Raw genomic sequence first — 1,638 nt, forward strand, 5'->3', positions numbered from 1 at the left:
TTCGCATAATGTGCGTGATTATGGTAAAAAACCCTGTGTTATCATTAACTTAACGCAGGGTTTTTTACTTTAGGCTTGCCCATAATCTGCATTATGCGAAGTTTGGTTTATTGGAAAACTGTCATAAATAAGGTTCTTTCCATCACGATAAAACACACCATCATTATGAGTAACATTGAGAGGTTTACAAGGTTTTTGTTTATTAGCAATTCGATTATTTTTATTAGCCCAATCACTGCTAGAAAGACAATCATTTTCATTATTAGGCGGTTTGGCGGTGCTAGGTATTCCATTAGATATCTTTCTTTAAAACGTCTTTGAAGTAGGTTAGTACGTCTTTTTCTGTGATTTCTTTTAAGTGTTTGTGTAGTAGTGCGTTTATTACATCACTTTCGGTGACTTCTTCTCTAAGTGAGTATTTTATATCAAAACTTTTATCTTTAAGTTCTTCAAAGAATACTGCTTTAACTCTATATTGTTTGGATTCCATATTTTTGCCTCATTGGTTCAATGACACAGTATTTTATCACCTGTGTTATTGACACAGTGAAACAGTGTAATATATACTTGCTATTGTGTTACTGACACAGTGAAACAACACATTAGGGAGTGTTACCATGCAAAATTCAGTTTCTGATTCCGCTCAACAAGATTTACAAGAATTTTTTTCATCTTGGACACAAGATGAGTTACAAGAATTTGTTTCAACAAAACCGCTTTCCCCTTCCTCTGATTCCCTAAATGATGGGGCAGGGGAAACCCCTGTTTTGCCTTTTACCTCTGTTCTTTTAACTGAACCTCAATGTTTTATTATTCGCATTTTGTTAGGTCTTGAGTATGGAAAAATCCCTCATTCGCCTCTTCGTGAAATTATTTCAACAATGCCTTTTGATTTAAACCCTAATGAAAAAGCTGGTTTATCTCTTAATGAGCAGTCTATTGATGATGTTTATTCTGCTTTGGATAAATCTGTTAAAGAACGGGTTCTTATGGGTCAATCTGTGCATAAATATTGGGATAGGTAAATTTTATGATTGAATTATTTATCCGCCATCAATCCCAAATAGCCGTTTTCATTGGTCTTTATATTGTCTTGCGTGTAGTCCTTTCTATCCGTTTCACCATTAGACAAACCAAAATCAAAAAGGCGAGGGGGTTTTAGTCAGTGATTGACACAACGATTATTCATATCCCTGTTTTGCCCGAGTTCACCAAGAAAGTGGGGAACTTGCATAGCATTATTGGTGATGTTGCTGACTATCAGATTAAAGCCGTACCTAGTTACTTAAAGCGTGACTTGGAAACAGGTTTTGTTACATGGGGTGAACTCAAACACCCCTTTGAATCGTTGCCTAGCAGTTATGGCTCGATGGCGATTAAGTTTTATTCACACAATGTTGCCAATACCTTGCCTTACATTGCTCTTAACGCTAGTCCTAAGATTTTGCAGGGTCATAATGTTTATGGTGATTCCGACTTGTATAACTTAGCTTGTGAAATGCTTGGTTTACTGCGTGAATATTACCCAGTGTTTTTTGCCGTGCTTGACATTAAAAATGCTCGTGTTAGTCGTTTAGATGTCACCTTTTCCATTAAGTTGCCCCATGCTCGTTTAGTCCAACCGTGTTTGCGTTTTTT

The 1,638-nt window shown here is 36.3% G+C and carries 3 protein-coding genes; 2 read left to right on the plus strand and 1 reads right to left on the minus strand.

The genetic code is table 11. The features are described from left to right. Window positions 1–292 precede the first annotated feature (292 nt). Window positions 293–490, minus strand: coding sequence for a hypothetical protein (locus ACK1U4_RS12010; RefSeq protein WP_419401986.1), 198 nt, complete (start codon window positions 488–490; stop codon window positions 293–295). A 127-nt stretch (window positions 491–617) separates the two neighbouring features. Here ACK1U4_RS12010 and ACK1U4_RS12015 point away from each other — a divergent pair, with 127 nt between their 5' ends. Then, complete coding sequence (locus ACK1U4_RS12015; RefSeq protein WP_419401985.1) at window positions 618–1,025, plus strand: hypothetical protein; 408 nt, start codon at window positions 618–620, stop codon at window positions 1,023–1,025. 140 nt (window positions 1,026–1,165) lie between these two features. Continuing rightward, on the plus strand, window positions 1,166–1,638 hold a 473-nt coding region (locus ACK1U4_RS12020; protein WP_419401984.1), incomplete at its 3' end, for a phage/plasmid replication protein, II/X family.

The organism is Moraxella sp. TY6, from assembly GCF_048551375.1.
GTDB lineage: Bacteria > Pseudomonadota > Gammaproteobacteria > Pseudomonadales > Moraxellaceae > Faucicola.

Bases quoted from the DNA above. Each gene is read 5' to 3' on its own strand.
- ACK1U4_RS12015 (WP_419401985.1), top strand. From the start codon at position 618: ATGCAAAATTCAGTTTCTGATTCCGCTCAACAAGATTTACAAGAATTT.
- ACK1U4_RS12010 (WP_419401986.1), bottom strand. From the start codon at position 490: ATGGAATCCAAACAATATAGAGTTAAAGCAGTATTCTTTGAAGAACTT.